We start from the raw sequence: 2,390 nt of genomic DNA, 5'->3' as shown, positions 1-2,390 counted from the left end.
GCCACGTAGTTAAGTGGCGGGGTCGGCTGTCAATTCGGGCGTTCGGTCAGTTGGTGGCGTATTTGGCGTCAGGGAGTAGTGCCCGGGGGATGTGCGTTTGATGATCCCTTGTGTGGTCCACGTGGCTAACTGCCCATAGAAGCTCTCGCGCTGGGCTGGAGGGATTTCCAGTGTCTCGGCCAGGTGCTGTCTCGGCCAGACGCGGTCAGGGTCGGTGCGGAGCAGGGCCATGAGTCGTGTGCGGCGGCTGGGTGGCTTGGGGGCGATCTGGAGTGTTGACGGGTTCGGGGGTGCGGCGGTGTAGATTCCCCAGCCCGCCTTGCGGATCAGACCGAGTCTCGACCAGCGTGACAGCTGTACCCACAGGCTTCGTCGGCTGGTGCTGACGTCGATGTCCAGGGCAGTGGCGATCTCGCGGGTCTGCCAGGCGCGGTGGGGGTCTTGGCGGAGCAGGGCCAGGAGTCGGTCGAGGCGGCCGGTGGGTCCGCTGTCCGTGCGGGCGGTCGGCGGCTCCACCTGGCCCTGGTGGACCTCGATCTCCAGGGTGGTGATGTTCTGGCTGGTTGGCGGCCGGTCGTCGTCAGCGGGGCGGGCGTTGTAGCGGGAGACGGGAGATTTGACCTTACGAACGCTGAGACGGTGCCGGCGGGCGGGCAGCAGATCGGCCAGGACTGCGTTCCCGATGCTGCCGAGGAGGTCGGCAGGGTCGCCGGGGACGATGCCGGCGGCGAGGATGACCTGGTCGCGGGCGGACTGCAGGGCGGTGGTGAAGCAGGCACGGTCCGGGTCCAGGCCGGGGCGGGACTCGATCGCCGTGACCATGGCCATCCGGAGTAGCTGGCACAGGGTCAGCAGCGCCCATAGTTCCTGTTCCAGCCCGGCCGGGTCGCCCGAGCGCAGGACCCGTCCGTTCATCAGGGTGTGACGGAGCGCGTAGAAAGCCGACTCGATCTCCCAGCGTTCGTGGTAGAGCCGGACCAGGCCGGTGGCGGGGTCGCGGCGGGCGTTGAGCAGCGTGGTGACCAGCCGGTAGCGGCCGCGGATCACCGAACCGTCAGCGCAGGTCACCGTGATGTCGGCGTCGATGACCCGAATGGTAAGCCCGCCGATCTTAGATAGGAACGAGCCGTCATCCAGCCGGGCCAGGACCGGCAGTCGGCGGACCGCGCGCAGCCGGATCAGGAACTGGGCACCGGTCCTGGCGACCGCGGTCAGGAACTCGTTGCCGTCGAACCCGCGGTCGGCCAGGACCAGCATGTCCGGGGTGAGCAGGGGCAGCAGCCGCGAGGCGTAGGCCTTCTCGTCGGTGTCATGAGGGCCGAATACCGCGCCGAGCAGGCCGCGGGTGCCTGTCTCGACCAGCGCCATCAGCATCACCGTCGGGTAGCCCGCCCACGTCGTCGGACCGGAGCGGATCCTGCCCAGCCAGCCCCGGTTCCGCTCCAGGTCCGGCGTCTTGATCGAGTTGCAGCCGTCGAAGGCGACGGTCCGCAGGTGACGGTAGCGGACCCCGGGCGTGCGCGGCTGGGCCAGCGGCCCGGCCACGACCTGGAACAGCGCTCGAAGCGGCGCCGGGCCGATCCGCCGCCGCAGGTCCCGCAGCGCCTTCTCCGACGGGCGGGACGTGCCCACCCCGGCCAACCCCGCGGTCATCTTGCCCCAGACTCGCAGATAGCCGACCTCCGGGAAGAGACCCAGCGCGAGCACGAAATAGACCCCCACCCGGGAAGGAAGATCCCGCAGCCGCCGCTCGGCCCTGCGGGTCTCCTCCAGCACGGCATCGACCAGTTCGAACGGCAGGTACTGGGTCAGCTCGCCCAGATGTCCGGCCGCGAACACGCCGGCGGCCGACCGGATGGTACGGACAATGACACTGATGGCAGAATCAGCGGGCAACGGGACCTCTGGGCTCGGGCGATCTTGGCGGATTCCTGATGTACCAGAGGTCCCGTTGCCAACGTCGGCTCGACACGCCGGCACAACACGCCGGCACAACACGCCGGCAACAGCGCCGCGCTGCCTGGAGCCGGGCAGCCAGTGTCCGTCCGCCGATCCGCAACACGCCCGCCATGTCAACTTAGCGTAATGGTATAGTCACCGTCAGGTGACGGTCGTGGAGCTCGACCACGAATGTGAGTCCTTCAGCTGACGGTCAGCGCTAACTCACCAGGCGGGCATGCCGGGCAGACCCGGAGGGGACACATGGGCTTTTGGGGCACCTACATCGTGGCGCGTGCGGACCAGCCGCTGACCGGGCTCCCGGCACTGCGGCCATCGGCGGCCAACGCCAGCTGGCACTGGCAGGGACCAGACCGATGGCGTGCCGTGCAGGTCGACCGCGGCCCCGCCGGCTGGGACTCGCCGACCCTTCCCCACGCCTGGGACGGCCT

Annotated in this window: 2 protein-coding genes; one reads left to right on the top strand and one right to left on the bottom strand. The window is 69.2% G+C overall.

All coding sequences use genetic code 11. The features are described from left to right. Positions 1-9: 9 nt before the first annotated feature. Positions 10-1,896, bottom strand: coding sequence for an IS4 family transposase (locus ACIBX3_RS61170; RefSeq protein WP_397130025.1), 1,887 nt, complete (start codon positions 1,894-1,896; stop codon positions 10-12). A gap of 306 nt (positions 1,897-2,202) precedes the next feature. On the opposite strand from ACIBX3_RS61170, the gene ACIBX3_RS61165 reads away from it, so the two are divergent. Next, positions 2,203-2,390: hypothetical protein (locus ACIBX3_RS61165; protein ID WP_397130024.1), on the top strand; the 188-nt coding region annotated here is incomplete at its 3' end.

Source organism: Nonomuraea sp. NPDC049480 (assembly GCF_044465905.1).
Lineage (GTDB): Bacteria > Actinomycetota > Actinomycetes > Streptosporangiales > Streptosporangiaceae > Nonomuraea.
Note: the sequence above shows the minus strand (reverse complement) of the source record. Positions and strands in the feature narration are given on the sequence as shown.